This window comes from Mumia sp. ZJ430, assembly GCF_011751845.1.
GTDB lineage: Bacteria > Actinomycetota > Actinomycetes > Propionibacteriales > Nocardioidaceae > Mumia.
The window spans coordinates 682,489-702,113 of record NZ_JAAHFK010000003.1 but is presented as its reverse complement, the minus strand read 5'-3'; the positions used below and the strand labels follow the sequence as shown (position 1 = coordinate 702,113).

At 71.5% G+C, this 19,625-nt stretch carries 21 protein-coding genes and 1 riboswitch; of the genes, 8 read left to right on the top strand and 13 right to left on the bottom strand.

The window, feature by feature from the left end; all coding sequences use genetic code 11:
• Positions 1-69 precede the first annotated feature (69 nt).
• Both dcd and HCT63_RS15515 read left to right on the top strand, forming a co-directional pair.
• Positions 70-645, top strand: coding sequence for a dCTP deaminase (gene dcd / locus HCT63_RS15520; protein WP_167006718.1), 576 nt, complete (start codon positions 70-72; stop codon positions 643-645).
• 15 nt (positions 646-660) lie between these two features.
• Positions 661-1,560 (top strand): pseudouridine-5'-phosphate glycosidase, encoded by a 900-nt coding sequence (locus HCT63_RS15515; protein ID WP_167006715.1) that lies wholly within the window; start codon positions 661-663, stop codon positions 1,558-1,560.
• 86 nt (positions 1,561-1,646) lie between these two features.
• On the opposite strand, the gene HCT63_RS15510 is transcribed toward HCT63_RS15515, so the two are convergent.
• A complete protein-coding gene (locus HCT63_RS15510) occupies positions 1,647-1,844 on the bottom strand; it encodes a hypothetical protein (RefSeq protein WP_167006712.1) in 198 nt (65 codons plus the stop codon).
• Positions 1,845-1,982: 138 nt separating this feature from the next.
• A complete protein-coding gene (locus tag HCT63_RS15505) occupies positions 1,983-2,174 on the bottom strand; it encodes a hypothetical protein (protein WP_167006709.1) in 192 nt (63 codons plus the stop codon).
• A 101-nt stretch (positions 2,175-2,275) separates the two neighbouring features.
• On the opposite strand from HCT63_RS15505, the gene HCT63_RS15500 reads away from it, so the two are divergent.
• From HCT63_RS15500 to HCT63_RS15490, 3 genes are all read left to right on the top strand, one after another.
• Entirely contained in the window at positions 2,276-3,181 is a 906-nt protein-coding gene (locus HCT63_RS15500; protein WP_167006706.1) for a sugar kinase, read from the top strand.
• Between the two features lie 118 nt (positions 3,182-3,299).
• Positions 3,300-4,220 carry an ABC transporter ATP-binding protein gene (locus HCT63_RS15495; RefSeq protein WP_167006703.1) on the top strand — a complete coding sequence of 307 codons (921 nt, stop codon included), beginning with the start codon at positions 3,300-3,302 and terminating at the stop codon, positions 4,218-4,220.
• Complete coding sequence (locus HCT63_RS15490) at positions 4,217-5,035, top strand: ABC transporter permease (protein WP_208322459.1); 819 nt, start codon at positions 4,217-4,219, stop codon at positions 5,033-5,035. The genes HCT63_RS15495 and HCT63_RS15490 overlap by 4 nt, the downstream gene beginning before the upstream one ends.
• Before the next feature lie 93 nt (positions 5,036-5,128).
• On the opposite strand, the gene HCT63_RS15485 is transcribed toward HCT63_RS15490, so the two are convergent.
• Together HCT63_RS15485 and HCT63_RS15480 are read right to left on the bottom strand one after the other, a co-directional pair.
• Entirely contained in the window at positions 5,129-7,510 is a 2,382-nt protein-coding gene (locus HCT63_RS15485; RefSeq protein WP_167006700.1) for a (Fe-S)-binding protein, read from the bottom strand.
• 124 nt (positions 7,511-7,634) lie between these two features.
• Entirely contained in the window at positions 7,635-8,840 is a 1,206-nt protein-coding gene (locus HCT63_RS15480) for an MFS transporter (RefSeq protein WP_182397113.1), read from the bottom strand.
• Between the two features lie 61 nt (positions 8,841-8,901).
• Positions 8,902-8,961: riboswitch (guanidine-III (ykkC-III) riboswitch) on the top strand.
• 28 nt (positions 8,962-8,989) lie between these two features.
• Here HCT63_RS15480 and HCT63_RS15475 point away from each other — a divergent pair.
• Complete coding sequence (locus HCT63_RS15475) at positions 8,990-9,304, top strand: multidrug efflux SMR transporter (RefSeq protein WP_167006698.1); 315 nt, start codon at positions 8,990-8,992, stop codon at positions 9,302-9,304.
• A 195-nt stretch (positions 9,305-9,499) separates the two neighbouring features.
• Here HCT63_RS15475 and HCT63_RS15470 read toward each other — a convergent pair whose 3' ends face one another.
• The gene (locus tag HCT63_RS15470) at positions 9,500-10,045 is read right to left on the bottom strand and encodes a DUF4916 domain-containing protein (RefSeq protein ID WP_167006696.1); all 546 of its coding nucleotides are present in this window, start codon (positions 10,043-10,045) and stop codon (positions 9,500-9,502) included.
• Between the two features lie 48 nt (positions 10,046-10,093).
• On the opposite strand from HCT63_RS15470, the gene HCT63_RS15465 reads away from it, so the two are divergent.
• The gene (locus HCT63_RS15465) at positions 10,094-11,557 is read left to right on the top strand and encodes an MFS transporter (RefSeq protein WP_243843058.1); all 1,464 of its coding nucleotides are present in this window, start codon (positions 10,094-10,096) and stop codon (positions 11,555-11,557) included.
• 32 nt (positions 11,558-11,589) lie between these two features.
• On the opposite strand, the gene HCT63_RS15460 is transcribed toward HCT63_RS15465, so the two are convergent.
• The 3 genes from HCT63_RS15460 to HCT63_RS15450 are packed head-to-tail and all read right to left on the bottom strand — an operon-like array spanning position 11,590 to position 13,559.
• Positions 11,590-12,315, bottom strand: a complete 726-nt coding sequence (locus HCT63_RS15460; protein WP_167006694.1) for a GPP34 family phosphoprotein — start codon at positions 12,313-12,315, stop codon at positions 11,590-11,592.
• A 40-nt stretch (positions 12,316-12,355) separates the two neighbouring features.
• Entirely contained in the window at positions 12,356-12,973 is a 618-nt protein-coding gene (locus HCT63_RS15455) for a nitroreductase family protein (protein ID WP_167006692.1), read from the bottom strand.
• A gap of 1 nt (position 12,974) precedes the next feature.
• Positions 12,975-13,559: a hypothetical protein gene (locus HCT63_RS15450; protein ID WP_167006689.1), complete on the bottom strand. Its 585-nt coding sequence runs from the start codon at positions 13,557-13,559 to the stop codon at positions 12,975-12,977.
• A gap of 61 nt (positions 13,560-13,620) precedes the next feature.
• Here HCT63_RS15450 and HCT63_RS15445 point away from each other — a divergent pair, with 61 nt between their 5' ends.
• Positions 13,621-14,277 (top strand): hypothetical protein, encoded by a 657-nt coding sequence (locus tag HCT63_RS15445; RefSeq protein WP_167006686.1) that lies wholly within the window; start codon positions 13,621-13,623, stop codon positions 14,275-14,277.
• A gap of 7 nt (positions 14,278-14,284) precedes the next feature.
• Here the strand turns inward: HCT63_RS15445 and HCT63_RS15440 are convergent, their stop codons facing one another.
• From HCT63_RS15440 to HCT63_RS15420, 5 genes are read right to left on the bottom strand one after another with little or no spacing between them, the layout of a single operon-like run.
• Positions 14,285-15,076 carry a DUF1295 domain-containing protein gene (locus tag HCT63_RS15440; protein ID WP_167006683.1) on the bottom strand — a complete coding sequence of 264 codons (792 nt, stop codon included), beginning with the start codon at positions 15,074-15,076 and terminating at the stop codon, positions 14,285-14,287.
• Positions 15,073-16,341, bottom strand: coding sequence for a cyclopropane-fatty-acyl-phospholipid synthase family protein (locus tag HCT63_RS15435; RefSeq protein WP_167006680.1), 1,269 nt, complete (start codon positions 16,339-16,341; stop codon positions 15,073-15,075). Before HCT63_RS15435 ends, HCT63_RS15440 begins: the two co-directional genes overlap by 4 nt.
• Positions 16,338-17,666, bottom strand: coding sequence for a cyclopropane-fatty-acyl-phospholipid synthase family protein (locus tag HCT63_RS15430; protein ID WP_167006677.1), 1,329 nt, complete (start codon positions 17,664-17,666; stop codon positions 16,338-16,340). The genes HCT63_RS15435 and HCT63_RS15430 overlap by 4 nt, the downstream gene beginning before the upstream one ends.
• On the bottom strand, positions 17,663-18,355 hold the full coding sequence (locus tag HCT63_RS15425; RefSeq protein WP_208322458.1) for a DUF1365 domain-containing protein: 693 nt from the start codon (positions 18,353-18,355) through the stop codon (positions 17,663-17,665). Before HCT63_RS15425 ends, HCT63_RS15430 begins: the two co-directional genes overlap by 4 nt.
• Entirely contained in the window at positions 18,352-19,614 is a 1,263-nt protein-coding gene (locus tag HCT63_RS15420) for an FAD-dependent oxidoreductase (RefSeq protein WP_167006671.1), read from the bottom strand. Before HCT63_RS15420 ends, HCT63_RS15425 begins: the two co-directional genes overlap by 4 nt.
• Between the last annotated feature and the right edge of the window lie 11 nt (positions 19,615-19,625).

Here is a 19,625-nt window from a genome sequence, read left to right as displayed (position 1 = left end):
AAAGGGTCGGGATCACGTCGGGCGGCCTTGCAGCGCGGGTCGCTTCGGGCCCTGCGCTACGGTCGGTCTGTGCTGCTCTCCGACCGCGACATCCGTACCGAGCTCGACAACGGACGGATCGAGCTCGATCCCTACGACGACGCGATGATGCAGCCGTCGAGCATCGACGTCCGTCTCGACAAGTTCTTCCGCGTCTTCGAGAACCACCGTTACCCGCACATCGACCCCGCCGAGGACCAGTCTGACCTCACCAAGGAGGTCACCGCAGCCGACGGGGCGCCGTTCATCCTGCATCCCGGCGAGTTCGTCCTCGGGTCGACCTACGAGCGCGTCGCGCTGCCGGTCGACGTGGCGGCGCGGGTCGAGGGCAAGTCGTCTCTCGGACGCCTCGGCCTGCTCACGCATGCGACCGCCGGGTTCGTCGATCCTGGGTTCAACGGCCACGTGACCCTCGAGCTCGCGAACGTCGCGACGCTCCCGATCAAGCTCTACCCGGGCATGAAGATCGGCCAGCTCTGCTTCTTCCGGCTCTCGTCGCCGGCCGAGCACCCGTACGGATCGGAGAAGTACGGCTCGCGCTACCAGGGCCAGCGCGGTCCGACCCCGTCGCGCTCGTACGCGAATTTTCACCGCACGCAGATCTGAGGTCAGACTGGGAGGATGCAGATCCTTCCTGAGGTCGCCGACGCCATCGCTGCCGGTCGACCCGTCGTCGCGCTCGAGTCCACGATCATCTCGCACGGACTCCCGCGCCCCCGAAACCTCCAGGCCGCTCGTGACTTCGAGCAGATCCTCCGCGACCGCGACGTCGTCCCCGCCACGATCGCGGTCGTCGATGGCGAACCGCGTGTGGGGCTGGACGAGAAGGCGCTGGAGAAGATCGCGCTCGACGAGTCCGTGGTGAAGGTCAGCGTCCGGGATCTCCCCGTGGCGATAGCGACCGGCGCGTCCGGCGCGACCACGGTGGCGGCCACGGCCTACCTGGCTGCGCAGGCGGGCATCCGGGTCTTCTCCACCGGCGGCCTCGGGGGAGTGCACCGCGGGGCCAGCACGACGTTCGACGAGTCGGCCGACCTCACCGTGCTCGCGCACACCCCGATCACCGTCGTCTCGGCGGGAGTGAAGTCGATCCTCGACATCCCCGCGACGCTCGAGCGGCTCGAGACGCTCAGCGTGACCGTCGTCGGCTACGGGACGGACCAGTTCCCGAGCTTCTGGCTGACGGAGTCCGGGGAGACCCTCGACTGGGCCGTCCCCGACGCGGGGGGTGTGGCCGCGGTGATGGCGGCCAACGACGCCCTCGGCCGCAGCAGCGCCGTCCTCGTCGCCAACCCGCTGCCGTACGACAAGCAGCTCGATCCACAGGTGCACCACGACGCGTTGGCCCAGGCGCTCGCCGAGGCCGAGCGGGACGCGATCACCGGCAAGGACGTCAGCCCGTACCTCCTCGCACGCATCGTCGAGCTCACCAGCGGCTCGAGCCTCGAGGTCAACCTCGACATCGCGGCCAACAACATCGCGGTGGGCGCCGAGATCGCGCGGGCCTGGAGCGCTCGCTAGCGTCACCGCCCCGTACGCACGAGACCGGTGACACCTCCCCTGCAGGTGTCACCGGTCTCGATGGTGCGAGCCGTACGGTCACGGGTTCACCGGGTGGCGGTGAGGTCCCGGGTGGGCGTACGGCGGTTGTCGTCGAGCAGGTCTGCCGTGTGGCGCAGCGTTGTGGCAAGCCGGACGCGCCAGGCGTGGCGCGGCTCGGAGTGACGCCGTTGCCGCTGCTCGAGCGTGCGGTAGAACTCGTCCTCGCGCATGCGCTCGAGGAGGAGATGGGTGTGTTCGGTCATAGCGAGTGCCCTCGTCATCGGGTCGTGCGTGTGTCCGCGCGCAGACGCGTGCGGCGGACGGAAGTGAGGCAGACCTCAAAGAGGTCGTGGGTCACCGCTGCGTGGAGCGGTGCGCGATGCGGCTGGGCGGGCCAGGAGTCACATCGGACGAGCCGGGGTCGTCGTCCCTCGGGGATCGACGTCCACCGTGTCGGCGATCCGGCGCAGAGCGTCGGCCGCGCGTCCGCGCCAGGAGGCGTGGTCGATGGTGTCGGCTCCCCTGCGTCCGTGCAGTCGGCGCAGCCGGGCCTCGCGCTGACGCGCAAGGATCTCGTGGGTGTAGTCGTCCATCTCTAGCCCCCCTTTCGGCACTCGTTCTTGTGCGACTGCACAGAGCCTAGGGGGAGGGCCGCCTCCTCCGCATCCGATTATTCGGCGGTACCGTTCCGTGCATGGCGCGCATCCTCGTGGTCGGTGACGTGGTCGACGACCTCATCGTCCGTCCGCTCACCGCCGTCACCCCGGCGAGCGACACTCCTGCCGTGATCCGCCGCCGTGACGGTGGATCCGCGGCCAACGTCTCGGCCTGGCTCGGCTGGCAGGGCGCCGACGTCATGTTCGTCGGCAGGGCGGGCCGTGACGGCGCGGAGCGGCACACCGAGGCGCTGGCGCGCTTCGACGTCCAGGCGCGCATCGCCGCGGACGGGGAGCAAGACACCGCGACGATCGTGATCACGCTCGACGCGGTCGGTGAGCGGACCATGTACGTCGACCGCGGCGCCAACAGCGCCCTCACGACCAAGGACGTGCCGCTGTCGGCGTGGAAGGACGTGCGCTGGCTCCACCTGACCGGCTACACGTTCTTCGACCCGGTGACCCGTCCGGTCGCGCAGGAGCTGGTCGCCCGTGCTCGGGACCGCGGGGTGACGGTGTCTCTGGACCCGGGCTCGGTCGCGTTCCTGCGCGAGGCGGGGGTGGAGGAGTTCGCGCGGTGGACGTCAGGCGTCGACGTCGTGCTGCCCAACCTCGACGAGCTGCGGTGCATGACCGGGGAGGACGAGCCCGATCGTGCGGTGCTGGAGCTGTCCCGTTGGTATCCGACGGTCGTCGCGACGCTCGGTGCGTCGGGATCGGTGCAGATGACGCCCGACGGCTTCCTCGTACGGCAGCGTGCCGAGGCCGCCGAGGTCGAAGACCTCACCGGTGCCGGCGACGCGTTCGCCGCGGGGTTCATCGCCGCGAGTGCGGACGGCCTCGAACCGCAGCAGGCGCTGCGTCGGGGTGCCGAGACGGCCGCGATCGCGGTGTCCCGTACGGGCGCGCGCCCTGTCCTCGGCGAGGTCAGGTCCGCGCTCTAGGGCGGGGATCGGTTCGGGGTCGGGTCAGGGCCGTACTGGGGTCATTCCCCGATGTCGGGGGCGATCAGGCCCGGCACGGTGGTCTCATGGATACCTCAGGCATCCGGGCGGCGATCGTATGATCCGCGCCCAGGCACTCACCAAGACGTTCGGAGACAAGACCGCTGTCGATGCGATCGACTTCACGGTCAAGCCCGGCAAGGTCACCGGATTCCTCGGGCCCAACGGCGCTGGCAAGTCGACCACCATGCGGATGATCCTCGGCCTCGATGCCCCGACGGCGGGCTCGGTGACGGTTAACGGCCACCGACACCTGACGTCGCGCGCGCCGCTGCGCTCGATCGGTGCGCTCGTCGAGGCCCAGGGGTTCCATCCGGGACGCTCGGCCCGCGACCACCTGCGCTGGCTCGCGGCGAGCAACGGCATCCCCGCCGCCCGCGTCGGTGAGGTGCTCGAGCTCGTCGGGCTCGAGAACGTCGCCGGCCAGCGTGCCGGTCGTTACTCGCTCGGCATGGGCCAGCGGCTCGGCATCGCCGCCGCCCTCATCGGGGATCCCCCGGTCGTCGTGCTCGACGAGCCTGTCAACGGCCTGGACCCGGAGGGCATCCGTTGGGTGCGCTCGCTCGCGCGCCGCCTGGCCGACGAGGGAAGGACCGTGTTCATCTCGAGCCACCTCATGGCGGAGATGGCGCTCACCGCGGACCACCTCCTGGTCATCGGGCGGGGCCAGATCCTCGCCGACTGCTCGACGGAGGACTTCATCGCGAGGCACGCCACCTCGTACGTGCGGGTCAAGTCGCCCGCACGTGCCGAGGTCGGTGCGCTGCTCGAGCGTGCGGGAGCCGACGTCGCCGCGGTCGACGACGCGCTCCACGTCCAGGGGATCGACGCCGCAGCGATCGGCGACCTCGTCCACGCGCAGGGGCTGGCCCTGCACGAGCTGGCACTGGTCCGGTCCTCGCTGGAGGACGCGTTCATGACCCTCACCGCCTCTCACGTCGAGTACGCGTCGAAGACCCGCGAGGAGGTGGCGGCATGAGCACGGCAGCGACCACGGCCGTGGCGGTGGCCACGGAGGACACAGTGGCCCGTCAGGGCTTCCCCCAGGTGCTGAACGCCGAGTGGATCAAGCTGCGCTCGGTCCGCTCGACCTGGTGGACGATCGCCGCGCTGGTCGGTCTCGGCGCAGGACTCACGATCGTGATGTGCTGGGGCAACGCCGACTGGCTCGCCAGCGCGGACGCCGACGAGTCGCCCGGTGCCTTCATCACCTGGGGCATGATGATCGCGCAGATCACGGCCATCGTGCTCGGGGTGCTCGCGGTGACGAGCGAGTACGGCACGGGGATGATCCGGGCGACGTTCGCCGCGGTCCCGCGACGGGGGCGCGTCCTGGCCGCGAAGTCGCTGCTGGTCGCGGGTCTGCTGTTCGTGGTGGGCACGGCAACGGCCCTGATCGGCTACTTCGGGGGCAACTACTTCCTCGACCGTGAGGGCATCGGCATGGCGCTCGAGGGTGACGTGCTGCGGTCGATGTACGGCAGCGGTCTCTACATGGCTGGCCTCGGCCTGCTCGCGGTCGCTGTCGGCACGCTTCTGCGCCACACGGCGGCGGCGATCACGATCACCATCGCCGTCTGCTTCGTGGTGAGCAACATGGTCGCGCTGATTCCTGGCGACTTCGGCCTGTTCCTCGAGCGCGTCATGCCGGGCAACGCCGGCGCGGTGATCGCGACGCCGGTGTCGTTCAACCCGAACCTGCTGGACGCGTGGCTGAGCTTCGCGATCTTCGCCGGGCAGATCGCGGTGCTGATGACGCTGGCCGCGGTCTCGCTGCGCCGACGCGACGCCTGAGCCTGGCCCGGTGACAAAGATGAGGGGTTCCGCCCAGCAGATGGGCGGAACCCCTCATCGTTCGTGCACGCGTTGCGCGGGCCGTGAAGGAGATCAGGCCTTCGGGTGACCGTGGCCCTCGTCGTCGACGTGGACGTTGGACTCCTCGGCGATCGCCGCGTTCTCGGCAGCCGTGCCGGCCTGGGGCGCGTCGAGCTCCTCACCCCGCCCCTCGGGGCGCTCCAGCACCGCGGTCGCGGTCGCGGCCATCCCGGCATCGGCGGCAGTCGCGTCCGGGCCGGGCTCGGTCGCCGCTGCGGCATCCGAGCCGCGCTTGACGCCGGCGAGCAACAGTTGCGCGACGTCGAGGACCTCGACCTCCTCGCGGGCGTCACCGTCGGCCTGCTTGGCCGTCAGGCCGTCGGCGAGCATCACCCGGCAGAATGGGCAACCGACCGCGATCTGGTCGGCCCCAGTGTTGATGGCCTCCTGGGTGCGGTTGAGGTTGATGCGCTCGCCGAGCGTCTCCTCCATCCACATCCGGGCGCCGCCGGCACCGCAGCAGAACGAGCGCTCGGAGTTGCGCGGCATCTCCTTGAACTCGGCGTTCGGGATGACGCTGAGCAGCTCGCGCGGCGCCTCGTACACCTGGTTGTGGCGTCCGAGGAAGCACGGGTCGTGGTAGGTGATCGTCTTGCCGCCCACGGCGCCCGCGGTCGGCGCCACCGGAGTCAGCCTGCCCTCGCGCACGAGGCGGTTGAGCAGCTGCGTGTGGTGGACGACCTCGAGCTCGACGCCGAACTCGGCGTACTCGTTCTTGAGCGTGTTGAAGCAGTGCGCACAGGTCGAGACGACCTTCTTGACCTTGGTCTCCTTGAAGACCTCGGCGTTCTGCATGGCGAGCTGGGCGAAGACGATCTCGTTGCCCGCCCGGCGCGCCGGGTCACCGGTGCAGGTCTCGCCGTCGCCGAGCACCGCGAAGGTCACGCCTGCGGTGTCGAGCAGCTCGGCGACCGCCTGCGTCGTCTTCTTGGCGCGGTCCTCGTATGCGCCAGCGCAGCCGACCCAGAACAGCCAGTCGACCTCGTCGAGATCCTCCACGTCGACACCGACCTGCTTCACCTCGAAGTCGAGGTCCTTCGCCCAGTCCATGCGGTTCTTGGGCGACATGCCCCAGGGGTTCCCCTTGCGCTCGAGGCCCTTGAAGATGTTGTTGAGCTCGTTGGGGAAGTTGGACTCGACGAGCACCTGGTAGCGGCGCATGTCGACGATGTGGTCGACGTGCTCGATGTCGACCGGGCACTGCTGGACGCACGCGCCGCAGTTGGTGCAGGACCACAGGACGTCGGGGTCGATCACGCCGTACATCGACTCGTCGCCGATCAGGGGGCGCTCGCCCTCCTTGAGGACCTCCTCGGGCAGACCCTCACGGCCGTCCTCGCCGGCGAGGACGTACGGGGACTTCGCGTACGCGTGCTCGCGCAGGCCCATCATGAGCAGCTTGGGCGACAGCGGCTTGTCGGTGTTCCAGGCGGGGCACTGGCTCTGGCAGCGGCCACACTCGGTGCACGTCGTGAAGTCGAGGATGCCCTTCCAGGAGAAGTCCTCGACCGCGCCGACGCCGAGCTTGTTGAAGTCCTCCTCCTCGAGGTCCTCCATCTTCTCGAGGTCGAGCGGCTCGCCCTTGATGTAGATCGGCTGCAGCGCGCCCAGTGCCGTACGGCCCGAGGACTCGCGCTTGAACCAGATGTTGAACCACGCGGTGAAACGGTGCCAGGCGACGCCCATCGTGATGTTGAGCGAGATCGTGATGAGCCAGGTCATCGAGATGACGATCTTGACCATCGCGACGGCGTAGATGGTCGTCTCGAGGGCGCTGGCCGACATGCCGGAGAAGATCTCGCCGAGCCAGAATGTGCCGGGGAATTGCACGAACGTCGCGTCGGAGGGGGCGTCGTGCGAGAACAGCGCGTACTCGAGGCCGCGCAGCAGGAAGCCGCAGACCACCACGGCAAGGATCACGGCCTCGACGAAGTACGCCTGCCAGAACGTCGAGCCGAAGAAGCGCGACTTGCGTCCGAGCGCGTTGGGCTTGTTGCGCTGCCGGACGAAGATCAGGTAGAGGATGCCGATCAGCGTCAGCCAGGAGAACAGGTCGGCGACCCACTGGTAGACGACCCAGTGCCCGATGATCGGAAGCACGGCGTGGGCGTCGAAGACCTGGAAGTAGGCCGCGGCGACCATCGAGCTCAGCAGGATGAAGCCCGCGAACACGAACCAGTGCATGATGCCGATCCAGTGCCACTGGAGCATCCGGGTGTGGCCGATGGTCTCGACCAACATGTTCTTCCAGCGCGCGCCCTTGTCGTCGGTGCGCGTGCCAGGCGTGGGCCCACCCATCCGTACGACGCGCACCATCTGCGTGACCGCCTTGGCGGCGAGCGCGACGGCGACGGCGGTGATGGCCAGCGACACGATGATCGCGACGACCTGCATGCTCTTCTCCTGCCGAGAGATCTCCAGTCAAGCGAACTTTAGCCCGAGGTGATGGCGCTCCTACGGGTGAGGCTATCCAAACACTACCCGTCGGTAACATCTTGTGTCTCCCTGGCGGGTCGGGTCACGTGAGCGGGCGCTCCTCTTTGGCCGGTACGAGCGGTGCCGCGACGACCGGGAACAGTGCGACCAGGGCGAACATCACGGGGAACCCGGCCGCTGTCGCCACGGCTCCGAGGACCGGAGGTACGGCGGCCGCCGCGAGGTACTGGCCGGTGTTCTGGACGCCGAGCGCACGACCCGACCAGTACGGGCCGGCCCGCTCGGCGATGGCCGTGAACGCGAGCCCGTTGTCGGCGACCGTCACCACCGTCGCGACGACCAGCAGCGCGACGGCGACGGCATCCCAGCCGAGCCGGTCGGTCACCGCCAGCCCTGCCATCGTGACGGCAGCCGCGACCGCGACCCAGCGCATCGGACGCAGGCGGCTGGCGACGAGGTCGGAGACCTGTCCGGCGCCGATCCGGCCCAGTGCGCCGAGGAGCTGGGTCGCGGCGACCAGGCCGCCCGCCGCGCCCGGTGACCAGCCGAGGTCGCCGACGAGCCAGACGAGCGCGAACGTCCAGACCGTGAACTGGGGGACGACCAGCAGCATCGAGGCGAGGTGGATGCGGGGGAGATACGGGCTCGTGTACGGGTGGCTGAGGTGGCCGGACGCCTGGGCGGTCGCACGGCTCGGACGGGGCGGGTCGGTGACGGCCGTGGCGCACGCGACGCCCGCGATCGCGGCGGCGGCGACGGGGACCCACAAGGCAGCGCCGAGCCCGGCGCCGGCCGCGAGCGGAGCCATTGTCGCGGCAGCGAGCCCGACACCGAGCGGCTGCGCCATCTGACGGATCCCCATTGCGAGGCCACGGCGGTGCGCGGGGAACCACCCCGCGACCACGCGACCCGATGCCGCCGAGGTGCTCGCCGCGAGCATCCCGGCGACGAGGAGCGCCAGGCACAGCGGGACGAGGCGATCGGCGACGACGACCGCGACCGCACCTGCCGCCGCGGTGCCGAGGGTGCCGCCGACGAGGACGACGCGCTCCCCGTACCGGTCGGCGATCGCGCCCCACGCGACCAGCGTGAGCATCGTCCCGACAAGCGGCATCGCGGCGACGGCCCCGGCGGTGGTGAGCGAATGTTCGCGGTCCTGGAGTGCGGGGATGAGGAACGCGACGCCGTGAGCGAAGCAGGCGCCCGCCGCCTGGGCGAAGGTGGCGACGCCGAGCATCAGCCAGTGGCGTGCCGTGATCCGGGACGGCGCGGCTGCAGGCGCATCCATATGTTGAGACTCCGATCTCACGATATGGAAATCGTACGGCGTGTGCTGCTCGCGTAGGGTGGGGGCGGCCGTGAGGCCCCGGACGAGGGTGACGTACCCGGTGAAGCGAAGACGTCGCGACCGACTCGTCCGCGATCAAGGAGCTCGCCATGTCATGGCTCGTCCTCATCATCTCCGGCATCCTCGAAGCCGTCTGGGCCACCGCGCTCGGACGCTCCGACGGCCTCACCCGAGTCGTCCCCACCGTCGTCTTCGGCATCACCGTCGTGCTCAGCATGGTCGGTCTCGCCTACGCGATGCGCAGCCTCCCGACCGGGACCGCGTACGCCGTGTGGGTGGGCATCGGTGCCTCGTTGACCGTGGCGTACGCGATGGTGACGGGCGCCGAGCCCGTCTCAGCGTTGCGCGTCCTCTTCCTCGCGATGATCATCGGAGGGGTCGTCGGCCTGAAGGTCGTGCACTGAGGTCTCGACAGGCCTCGACCGGCGGCGGGGTGGGTCTCGACAGGCTCGACCGGCGGGGCGTGGGCGGGTCTCGACAGGCTCGACCGGCGGGGGCGTGGGCGGGTCTCGACAGGCTCGACCGGCGGGGGCGTGGGCGGGTCTCGACAGGCTCGACCGGCGGGGGCGTGGGCGGGTCTCGACAGGCTCGACCGGCGGTCAGCCGCCCAGCAGCCCCAGGTAGCCGAGCGCCTGGCGCAGGAGCGCGCCGCGTCCGCCCTCCATCTCGGCGGCAACGGCGTCGGTCGCGGCCTCCGCGGGGGTGAACCAGGTGATCTCCAGCGCGTCCTGACGCGGGTGGCACTCGCCTGAGACCGGCACGACATACGCCAGCGCGACCGCGTGCTGACGCGGGTCGGAGAACTGCGAGGCGCCCGGGTAGGGGAAGTACTCGGTGACCGCGAACGGGACCGTGCTCACCGGCAGCACCGGGAACGCGGTGGGACCGAGGTCCTTCTCGAGGTGGCGCATGAGCGCGTCGCGGACCCGCTCGCCGTGCATCACGCGGCCGCTGACGAACGAGCGCGCGATCGTGCCGGTGTGCTGGGCGCCGCGCAGCAGCAGTCCGATCTCGGCGACGAGACCGTCGGGGTCCATGCGGACCGGGACCGCCTCGACGTACAGCATCGGGACGCGCTTGCGCGCCTCGTCGAGGTCGTCCTCGGAGAGCCAACCGGGATTGGGATCGGGCGTGCGTACCGTCATGGGCTCCATCCTTACCCATGGGGCCACAAGCGTGCGTACGGTGACGAGGTGGATGCCGTCGTTCGTCTTCGCACCGCGCCGGGGCGTTGGCTGCTGCTCGCGACCGTGCTCGGATCGAGCATGGCGATGCTCGACGGGACAGTCGTCAACGTCGCGCTGCCGACGATCGGCGAGGACCTGGACGCCGACGTCGGTGGTCTGCAGTGGGTGGTCAACGGCTACACCCTCGCGCTCGCCTCACTGATCCTGCTCGGTGGCGCGCTCGGCGACCGGTGGGGGAGGCGCCGCGTCTTCGTGATCGGGGTGATCTGGTTCGCGCTGGCGTCGCTGCTGTGCGGGATCGCGCCGAACGTCGAGATGCTGATCGCGGCGCGCCTCCTCCAAGGAGTCGGCGGCGCGCTGCTCACGCCCGGCAGCCTCGCCCTCATCTCGGCGTCGTTCGACCCCGACGACCGCGGCGCGGCGATCGGCGCCTGGTCCGGGCTCGGCGGAGTGGCGACCGCGCTCGGCCCGCTGCTGGGCGGATGGCTCGTCGAGGCGGTGAGCTGGCGCGCGGTGTTCCTCCTCAACCTCCCGTTCGCGGTCGCGATCGTGTGGATCTGCGGGCGTCACGTGCCGGAGAGCCGAGACCCCGACGCGCCCGCGCGCTTCGACGTCCTCGGCGTGGTGCTCACCGCGGGCGGTCTGGCGGCGCTCACATACGGGCTCATCGACTCGACCACGTGGATCGCGGTGGCAGGGCTTGTGGTGCTGCTGCTCTTCGTCGCGCAAGAGCACCGCAGCGCGAACCCGCTCGTGCCGCTCGGGCTGTTCGCCGACCGCGTGTTCGCGGGGGCCAACCTCGTGACGTTCGCCGTGTATGCGGCACTGGGCGCCGTCTTCTTCTTCCTCGTGGTGCAGCTGCAGGTCGTCGCGGGCTACTCGCCGCTGGCCGCCGGTGCCGCGACGCTGCCGGTGACCGTCCTCATGCTGCTCTTCTCGCCGGCGGCGGGACGTCTCGGGACGCGGATCGGCCCGCGGCTCCCGATGACGGTCGGGCCGCTCGTCGCGGCCGTCGGCCTGCTGCTCATGCTGCGCATCGGGGACGACGCGTCGTACCTCGTCGACGTCCTCCCCGGGGTGGTCGTGTTCGGCATCGGCCTGACGATCCTGGTGTCGCCGCTGACCACCGCCGTGCTCGCGGCCGCTCCGGACCACCTCGCCGGCACCGCGTCGGGAGTCAACAACGCGGTCGCGCGGACGGCGCAGCTGCTCGCCGTCGCGGCGCTGCCGCCGCTGGTCGGGATCGTCGGGGGAGCGCTGTCGGACCCGGTGCTCTTCGACGACGGGTTCGACCAGGCGATGCTCGTGTGCGTCGGGCTGCTCATCGCAGGTGCGGCGCTGGCGTTCGCGATGATCCGCGACCGCCCGAGCACGCACGCGATCCCGGTCGAGCAGCAGGCGGGCTGCGACGTCTGCGGGCCGCGGCCGTACCCGGTGGCGTCGTCGCGAGGAGCGCGGCCCGAACGCTAGGGCCAGAGACAGGGGTCAGAGAGCCGGAGGACTCAGACGGAGGCGGTCTCCGGCGCGGACGGGGCCGGCGGGGCGCCGTGGCTCGAGGCGGTGGCCGACGTGGCGAGAGCGGCGTGCACCGCGCGCTGGAAGGCCAGCACGTTGTCGGGGACGCTGTGGAGGCAGTTGCGCCCGTACGCCACATCGGCGCACCACTCCCGCATCCGTGCTGCCGAGGCCGGATTGCGCGAGGTCTCGGCGAGCGCGAGGAGGTCGGCGCCTCCGAGCACGGTGAGCAGCGCCGCCTCGCGCGGACCGAGCACCGGGTCCGAGGCCGACGCAGGCGTGCCCGAGGACGTGGCCAGGATGCTCGTGAGGTCGGCGCGCGCCGCGTCCGCCATCGCCGGGGCGGTCATGTGCCAGCGCACCAGGATCTTGAGGACGAGCGTGCGGTGCTCGTCGCGGCGGACCAGCCCCCGCACGGCCATCGTGTCGAGGACGGTCTCGGACAGGCCCGGGGCGAGGACGTGGATCGCGTCGCGCACCTTGAGCGGGATCTGGCCGGTGAGTCGCGACAAGCCGCTCCCGAGGACGGGGTGGCTGGGGCCGGTGCTGACGAGCTGGATCACGCCGTCGGAGTCGAGGCTCAGAGGGCCGGCCTGAGCGAGGTCGAGCAGCAGTGCGCCGGCGAGCGCCTGCTCGACGGCGGATGGATTCGCGCGCATCCTCCCGCTCTCGGGATCGAGCGCGAGCAGGGTGAGTTCCTCGGCGACCAGCATGCGGCGAGGCTACTCGTGATCTTGCTCACAGACCAGGGTCTTAGGTCCTGTCCTGCCCCCACCGGCCGCGGTGGACCACCTCCGACAGGGGGCGGCGACCACGTGCACGGGAGCCCTCGACGTCGTCCTCCGCGCGGTACCCGACGGTGATCGCGCCCACCGGGTCGTACCCGTCGGGGACGCCGAAGACGGCCCGGAGCTCGGCGGTACGCGCCGGCGGGATGCCGAAGAAGCAGGCGCCGAGCCCCTCGTCGACGGCGGTGAGGAGGACGAGGAGCGAGGCCATGCCGGTGTCGACGTACCAGTACGGGGCAGCCCATCGCGACTCGTCGCGGTCGGTCCAGCCCTTGTCGGCCTCGGCGTACCGGTCGAGGTAGGCCTCCTTGTGCGCGAGCGGCACGATCACGACGGGGGCCGTGCGCATGCCGCGCAGCCACCGCGACGGCGAGGCAGCGCGCTCCGGCGGGGTCGTCGCCGACCAGAACCGCGCGACGTCCTCCGGGGTGTCGAGCACGAGGAACGCCCAGCCCTGGCTGAAGCCGGCGCTCGGTGCACGGGTCGCATGCTCCAGCATCCGGTCGACGACCTCGCGAGGCACCGGGCGGGAGTCGTACGAGCGGACCATCCGCCGGCGTCGTACGACCTCGCGGAGCTCCACGTCAGGCCCCGAGGTCGTCGCTGTCGATCGCGAAGTGGGCGTCGGCCGCCTCCGCCTCCTCGTCGTACCCGTCCATCGGCCTGCCGAGCCGGGCGCGAAGGTTGCGCCGCGAGATCAGCAGCAGGTCCCACGTGCCGGTGTCGACCATGTCGGGGTCGAGGTGCTCGAGCGCACGGATGCCGATGTTGAGCCAGCGCTCGGCCGCCAGCGGCTCGCCGGCCTCGTCGTACAGGTCGCCCATGTAGTGGGCCGACAGCGGAGTGATGTGGCCGGACTTGCGGTAGCGGTCGGCGTACGGCGCGGGGTCGAGGCCGCGGCTCAGCGCGGCGCCCACGCGCACGACGTCGGGGTGGATCGCGGAGACGCCGGCGGCGGCGTCGGCCATCGCGAGGACCTCCTCCTGGCGGTCGAACGCGCCGGCGTAGCCGAGGTACTCCGAGGCCGCGACGAGCAGCGAACGCGGGTTGACGTCGTCGACGAGCTCGTACTCGTCGGACGTGGCGAACTCGATGAGCTTCTCGGCCTTGTCACGCGCCGAGAGGTCGGACTCCTCGACGGCATCGGCCTCGTCCCGCGTGATGCGCATGGCGTCCAGTATCGCCTGCGGGCCGCGGCGGTCCCTGCACCGGCAGGGCAGGATGGCGCGCATGGAGGCGTCGGTGGTGGAGTCCGGTCCGGGGTGGGCTTTGTGGCGTACCGAGGGTGGGACGTTCGTCGAGGTCGTCGACGACCTGGCGTGCGTGCTGCCGGAGGGCGTCGACGCCGCGACGGTGGGGGCGGCGTGGCCGCGCGGGCGCTGGACGTTCACCTTTACGGGCACCCCGGTGCCGTACGAGGCTCCGATGGGCGTGCGCGCCGACCCACTTCTCACAGCCGCGATGACGGTGCTCGCGGCGGCCAAGCAGGCGCGGCTGCACGAGGCCAGAGCCACGTTCGGCGAGCTGCGTACGGACGTGCCCGCCGCCGGCGTCGCCGCCGCGACCGTGACGGCGGTCCTCGACGTACGGGCGTCGCGCGAGGCCGACCGCGATGCGCTCGTGGAGGCCGTACGGGCTCAGGCAGCCGCGCGTGCGGAGCGTGACCGTACGAGCGTCGAGGTCACGGCGGGTGACGTGACCGGCGCCGTGGCTCTCGACGCCGATGCGGTGGCGGCTCTCGTGGCGGCGCTCGGCGCACCCACGGTGAGCTCGCCCGGCGCTGACCGTGCCGCTGCCCTCGCGGTCCGTGGGGAGCGGGCGGTCGCGCTCGTGCTGCGCCACCGCGACGACACCCTCGTCCGCGCCGCACTCGCCGCCCTGCCGTGAGGCCCCGTCAGCGCTTCGGCGGGAGAGGGAGGAAGCCGGAAGTGCGGCGCATGTAGTCGCGGTAGGCGGGGCGCTGCGACATCCGGCGCTCGAGCACCCTCTTGCCGGACCCGAACGCCAGCAGGTAGACCATGAGCGCCGGCGCGAAGACGGTCAGCGCGCCCGGCCAGCGGTCGGCCGTCACGAGGAACAGCCCGACCCACACGCAGGCGTCGCCGAAGTAGTTCGGGTGCCGCGTCCAGGCCCACAGGCCGCGGTCCATCACCGGCGGGCGCGCATCCTTCGGCTGGGCCTTGTAGCGGTCGAGCTGCCAGTCGCCGACCGCCTCGAAGACCATCCCGATGCCCCAGACCACGACACCCGCGTACGCCAGTGCGCCGAGCGGGGCGTCGAGGAACATCCCGACCTGGACGGGCGCCGAGATCACCCACGCGAGCACACCCTGCAAGCCGTACACGACGGCGACGATGCCGAGCTCGCCTCGGTCGCGCAGGAACTCCTCGTAGCGCGGATCCTCACCGGCCCCGCGGCTGCGCCGGCCGATGTGGACCGCGAGCCGCAGACCCCACACAAGCACCAGCACGAGGAGGAGCCAGCGGCGCGCATCGTCGCCGTGCCCCGCCGAGGCGACGAACGCGACCACCGCGACCGCGCAGAACAGCAGCCCCCACGCCACGTCGATGACGGCGTGCTTGCCGGCGACCTTCGACGCGAGGTACGTGACGGCGAGGACCGCGACGACGCCGAGCGCGGTCCACGGCAGCGCGCCCCAGAAGGCGCTGTCGAGGTGGGACGTCATGCGGCGGACCTCGTGACGAGCACCTGGTCGACCCCCATCCGGCCCTGCGCGAAGGCGAGTCCGCCGCCGACGAGATAGAGCCGCCACATCCGGGCCTGCTCCTCGCCGACGAGCGCGACCGCCTCGTCGAAGCGCTTCTCGTACGCCGCCTGCCAGTCGGCGACCGTACGGACGTAGTCCTCACGCATCGCCTCGACGTCGAGGATCTCGAATCCTGCCCGCTCGACGTACGCGAGTGTCTCCGGCAGCGGTCGCATGTGCATGTCGGGCGCGATGTAGGTCTCGATGAAGGGCCCTCCACCCGGTGCTGAGCCGGCGCGGCGCGACATCTGCTGGACGAGCACCCGGCCGCCCGGCCGGACGTGGTGGCGCAGGACGGAGAGGTATGTCGCATAGTTCTCCTCGCCGACGTGCTCGCCCATCTCGATCGAGGCCACGGCGTCGAAGCCGCGCCCGTCCGCCGTACGGTCGAGGGCGTCGAGCGCCCGGTAGTCCTGGCGCCGAACCTCGACGAGGTCGGCGAGGCCGCGCCGCTGTGCCTGCTCCGTGACGTACGCGTGCTGCTGCGCGGACAGCGTGATGCCGACGCCCCGGGCACCGCGGTGCTCGGCCGCGTGCAGCGCCAGCGAGCCCCAGCCGCACCCGACGTCGAGCAACGTCTGTCCCTCAGTGAGCCCGAGCTTGTCGCAGATCAGATCGAGCTTGGCGGTCTGCGCCTGCTCCAGGGTGACGTCGTCGGCGCGGTAGGAGGCGCTCGAGTACGCCATCGTCGGGTCGAGGAACAACGCGTAGAACGCGTTCGACAGGTCGTAGTGGGCGGCGATCACGTCGGCGTCGCGGCGGCGGGTGTGGCGTTCGCCGTCCAGCCGGATCTCGCCGGCCGGCGGACGTGGTCTGAGGCCGAAGGCGCCCAGGCGCAGCGCGGCCGGGAAGGCGCCCACCCACGTGCGCCAGCCCGGCCGCGTGGGCGCGGGACGTTCGGCGACGCTGTCCCACACCGTCCGCAGGCCGTCGGCGAGCGCGTCGGCCCCGCCCGGGACGTCGAGGTCGCCCGCGATGTAAGCCCGCGCGAGCCCGAGCTCGCCCGGAGACCAGAGGAGATGCCGCAAGGCACGGCGCGAACGGACGTCCAGCAGCGGCGCGTCGGACGGCCCCGCCGTGCTCCCGTCCCACGCCCGGACCCGGACGGGCGGTGAGGCGCCGAGAAAGGGGGTGACGAGGTCGAGGAGCCGGTGCGCGGCCCCGTACGGGGTGGTCTCGCTCATGCGGTCGGACCTTCCTGGGGATCGTCGGCCGGCTTCACCAGGCCGTACTGGACGACGTCGAGATAGCCGGAGCGGAAGCCGGCCTCGGAGTAGGCGAGGTAGAACGACCACATCCGCCGGAACACCGCATCGAACCCGAGCGCCGCCACGTCGTCGGCGCGTGCCTCGAAGCGGGCACGCCAGCGGCGCAGCGTCTCGGCGTAGTGCAAGCCCATCGAGAACGCCGAGTCGATGCGCAGCCCCGCCGCCTCGGTGCACTCCGCGACGACCTCTTTCGACGGGAGGGCGCCGCCCGGGAAGATGTAGGTGAGCACCCACGTGCCGGTGTCACGGCTGGCGAGCATTCGGTCGTGCGGCATCGTGATCGCCTGGAGCCCGACCCGCCCGCCGGGCGCGAGCAGGCGCGAGAGGGTCGCGAAGTACTCGTCCCAGTGCTCCGCGCCGACGGCCTCGATCATCTCGACGCTGGCGATCGCGTCGTAGCTGCCCTGGGTGTCGCGGTAGTCCTGCAGCAGCACCCGCACGCGGTCGCCGAGCCCGGCGTCCAGGAGGCGCCTGCGCGCGAGCGTCGCCTGCTCCTGCGACAGCGTGATCGTCGTGACCTCGGCGCCGCGGTCGGCCGCCTCGAGCGCGAGCTCGCCCCACCCGGTGCCGATCTCGAGGAGCCGCGTGCCCGGTCCGGCTCCGGCGAGGTCGAGCGCCCGGCCGACCTTGTGGCGCTGCGCGTCGGCGAGCGTCTCGGAGCCGAGATCGACAGGCTCGCCGAGCGCGTGGAGCGCGGGCTCCTCCGGGAAGAGGGCCGCGGAGTAGCTGAGGGTCGGGTCGAGGAAGGTGCGGAAGAGGTCGTTCGACAGGTCGTAGTGGTGCGCGATGTTCGCGCGCGACCCGTCACGCGTGTTGGCGTCGCCGCGGGGCCGGCGAGGCACCGCGAACCGTCGCAGGCGTTGGAGCGGACGCGGGACGAGCGTCGCCGCATGCTCCGCGAGCACCGTGAGGACTCCGGCGAGGTCGTCGGCCTCCCAGTCGCCCGCCATGTACGACTCCCCGAACCCGATCAGCCCGCGGGAGCCGAGCCGCTCGTGGAAGGCGTCAGGCCGGACGAGCCGGAGCTCGGGATCGTCCGGCCCGCCTGCGCCTCGTACCGTCCCGTCGGGCCAGCGCAGCCGAAGCGGGAGCCGTCGCGCGGCACCCGCGACGACCACGCGGGCCGCAACGGCGCGCAGGCGGCTCCGCGGGACCTCGGCGACGTACGGCCATCGCGCGGGATCGATGTCGACCTCGGCGCCGCCGAGGTGGTGGGTCGGGGCGAGTCGCAGTGTGGTCATGCGTGTCCTCCTCGAGGGAACGGGCGCAGGCCCTTGAGATAGAGGCGGATGCCGTGCCACCGGATCGCGGCGCTCACGCCGCGGGTGCGCCACGGTCGCAGCGGAGCACGCCAGAGCGACGCGTTAGCGCTGCGAGTGCCTGTCATGGTCGCGGTGAACGGCGGGTGGCCCGGCCGGTCGAGCGTGATGACGACGATCAGTGCGTCGTCGGGCTCGGGGACGCGCAGCGCATACCGGCCTTCGACCGGGTTGAACGGGGAGACGTAGAACGCCTTGTCGGTCTCGGCGCGGCCGTCGGCGTCGGGCTGGAGCAGATAGCAGTGGCGACCGCCGTAGGTGTTGCGCACCTCGGCGACGACGTGGCTGACCGCGTCGTCGGCCCCGTGGCACCAGAACACCGTCAGCGGGTCGAACGAGTGGCCGAGCATGCGCGGCTGCGCCAGCATCCTCACCCGAGCGGGCCGAGGAACACCGGACTCTGCGAGCCAGGAGTCGAGGTTCTCGCGGATCGTGCGCGCGGAGTCGCCGAGGTGGTCGGCGCTGTGGAAGCCGGTCAGCCAGCGCAGCCCACGTGGCAGCCGTGGCACCTCGTCGAGGTCGACGAGCCAGTACGCCTGCCGCGAGCGGAGCGCGTACCGGACGGGCCCGTGCCGCTGGTGTCGGACCACGACGTCGTAGCGCGCCGTCACCACCGCACCCCCAGGCTCTCGGCGGCCTGCACTCCCGAGCGGCAGCCGTCCTCGTGGAAGCCCCAGCCGTGGTAGGCGCCGGCGAAGGCGAGCACGCCGTCGTTCAGCGTGGGCAGCATCGGCTGAGTCCCGACGGACTCCGGGGTGAAGACCGGGTGTGCGTAGTCCATCCGAGCGAGGACGCGGTCCTCTGCGACCGCGCCGCCGTCGTCGTTGAGCGTGACGAACCATCGGGGCTCAGGATCGAGCCGCTGGAGGCGGTTCATGTCGTAGCTGACGCGGACCGCCGACGACCGGGCGTCGCAGGCAGGCATCCGGTAGTTCCAGGACGCAGCGGCGCGCGGGTGCCGCGGCATCACCCGGGTGTCGGTATGGAGCACGGTCGCGTTGCGCGAGTAGCGCCACGGGCCGAGCGCGGCGACCTGGTCCGGCGTCGGATCGGCGAGCAGGCGGAGCGCGTCGTCGGCGTGCGTCGCGACGACCGCGACGTCGAAACGGCGGTGGTCGCCGTCGGCGTCGTGGACGAGGACGCCGTCGTGCACGCGCGCCACCGCCCGTACGGGCAGGGACGTGTGGGTGGCGGTCAGCCCCTTCGAGAGCCGCTCGACGTATCGCGCCGACCCGCCGACGACCGTCCGCCACGGCGGTGAGCCGGAGACGGAGAGCATCCCGTGGTGGGCGAGGAACTGGAAGAGGTAGCGGGCGGGATAGGCGGCGGCGGTCTCGGCGTCGCACGACCACACCGCGGAGACGAGCGGGACCACGAAGTGCTGACGGGCGTAGGCGCTGAAGCGGTGGCGGTCGAGGAAGGCGCCGAGCGTGAGCCCGGTGTCGGCGCCGTCGTCGAGGTGGGCGCGCGCGGCACGGTGGAAGCGTGGGATGTCGGCAAGCATCCGCAGGTACGCGCCGCGGGCCAGGTGCCCCGCTGTCGGGAGCAGGCCCGGCAGGCCTCGTGCCCCTGCGTACTCCAGACCGCAGCCGTCGCAGCGGACGGACATGCTCATCTCGGAGGCCTGGGTCGCGACGCCGAGCTCATGGAAGAGCCGGACGAGGTGCGGGTAGGTCTGCTCGTTGTGCACGATGAAGCCGCTGTCGACGCCGACCGTACGGCCGTGCGCGTCGAGCAGGTCGTGCGTGTGGGCGTGGCCCCCCAGACGGTCGTCGGCCTCGTACACCGTGACGTCGTAGGCACGTTGGAGCAGGTACGCGGCCGTCAGGCCGGACACCCCCGCACCGATCACCGCCGCGCGGCGCCTCATCGGACCCCCCT

Coding starts and splice junctions, on each gene's coding strand:
- HCT63_RS15515 (WP_167006715.1), top strand. CDS start 661: ATGCAGATCCTTCCTGAGGTCGCCGACGCCATCGCTGCCGGTCGACCC.
- HCT63_RS15510 (WP_167006712.1), bottom strand. CDS start 1,844: ATGACCGAACACACCCATCTCCTCCTCGAGCGCATGCGCGAGGACGAG.
- HCT63_RS15505 (WP_167006709.1), bottom strand. CDS start 2,174: ATGGACGACTACACCCACGAGATCCTTGCGCGTCAGCGCGAGGCCCGG.
- HCT63_RS15500 (WP_167006706.1), top strand. CDS start 2,276: ATGGCGCGCATCCTCGTGGTCGGTGACGTGGTCGACGACCTCATCGTC.
- HCT63_RS15495 (WP_167006703.1), top strand. CDS start 3,300: ATGATCCGCGCCCAGGCACTCACCAAGACGTTCGGAGACAAGACCGCT.
- HCT63_RS15490 (WP_208322459.1), top strand. CDS start 4,217: ATGAGCACGGCAGCGACCACGGCCGTGGCGGTGGCCACGGAGGACACA.
- HCT63_RS15485 (WP_167006700.1), bottom strand. CDS start 7,510: ATGCAGGTCGTCGCGATCATCGTGTCGCTGGCCATCACCGCCGTCGCC.
- HCT63_RS15480 (WP_182397113.1), bottom strand. CDS start 8,840: ATGGATGCGCCTGCAGCCGCGCCGTCCCGGATCACGGCACGCCACTGG.
- HCT63_RS15475 (WP_167006698.1), top strand. CDS start 8,990: ATGTCATGGCTCGTCCTCATCATCTCCGGCATCCTCGAAGCCGTCTGG.
- HCT63_RS15470 (WP_167006696.1), bottom strand. CDS start 10,045: ATGACGGTACGCACGCCCGATCCCAATCCCGGTTGGCTCTCCGAGGAC.
- HCT63_RS15460 (WP_167006694.1), bottom strand. CDS start 12,315: ATGCTGGTCGCCGAGGAACTCACCCTGCTCGCGCTCGATCCCGAGAGC.
- HCT63_RS15450 (WP_167006689.1), bottom strand. CDS start 13,559: ATGCGCATCACGCGGGACGAGGCCGATGCCGTCGAGGAGTCCGACCTC.
- HCT63_RS15445 (WP_167006686.1), top strand. CDS start 13,621: ATGGAGGCGTCGGTGGTGGAGTCCGGTCCGGGGTGGGCTTTGTGGCGT.
- HCT63_RS15440 (WP_167006683.1), bottom strand. CDS start 15,076: ATGACGTCCCACCTCGACAGCGCCTTCTGGGGCGCGCTGCCGTGGACC.
- HCT63_RS15435 (WP_167006680.1), bottom strand. CDS start 16,341: ATGAGCGAGACCACCCCGTACGGGGCCGCGCACCGGCTCCTCGACCTC.
- HCT63_RS15430 (WP_167006677.1), bottom strand. CDS start 17,666: ATGACCACACTGCGACTCGCCCCGACCCACCACCTCGGCGGCGCCGAG.
- HCT63_RS15420 (WP_167006671.1), bottom strand. CDS start 19,614: ATGAGGCGCCGCGCGGCGGTGATCGGTGCGGGGGTGTCCGGCCTGACG.